Origin of the sequence: Verrucosispora sp. ts21, from assembly GCF_002879555.1 — a bacterium.
Lineage (GTDB): Bacteria > Actinomycetota > Actinomycetes > Mycobacteriales > Micromonosporaceae > Micromonospora > Micromonospora gifhornensis.
The window spans coordinates 1-542 of the sequence record NZ_PNOZ01000191.1 but is presented as its reverse complement, the minus strand read 5'-3'; the positions used below and the strand labels follow the sequence as shown (position 1 = coordinate 542).

The window sequence follows — 542 nt, the reverse complement described above, 5'->3', positions numbered from 1 at the left end:
GCGTCCGGTGCCCTGCTGGCCGGTGTGGTGGCGGTGGGTTCGCCCGCCTTCGCCGAGCCGGGTGACGAGGCCGGGGTGGAGGTGACCGTCGAGATCGAGGAGATCCGGGAGCCGGGTGTCCTGGCGATGACGGTGGCCGCCGACTCGGTGACCCTGACCGAGGACGGGTCGACGCTGCTGGTCCGCCAGTTCACCGGCACGCTGCCGACGGTGACGGTCACCGACACCCGTACGCCGGACGAGGTGCCCGCTGGTGCCGCGTGGGCGGTGTTGGGTAGCGCCACCGACTTCGTCGGTGACGCTGACCAGGCGCCGATCGGTGCCGGTCACCTGGGTTGGAAGCCGAAGCTGATCGACGGTGGGGACACCGGTCTGGTCAGTGAGGGTGAGGAGGTCGTCACGGTGTTGGACGAGCCGACTCAGCCGGGTAACAACGTGGGTCTGGTGGACCAGGAACTGCTGGTCTCGACCTTCGATTCGGGTGCGGTCGCCGGTGGCGAGTACACGGTTGACGCGGATCTGTTCCTGCGGACTCCGGCGGA

Annotated in this window: 1 protein-coding gene; it reads left to right on the top strand. The window is 69.4% G+C overall.

Features of this window, described 5'->3' with window-relative positions; translation table 11 throughout:
• Positions 1-542 (top strand): hypothetical protein (locus tag C1A38_RS30480; RefSeq protein WP_233197122.1); only part of this gene is annotated, 542 nt, incomplete at both ends.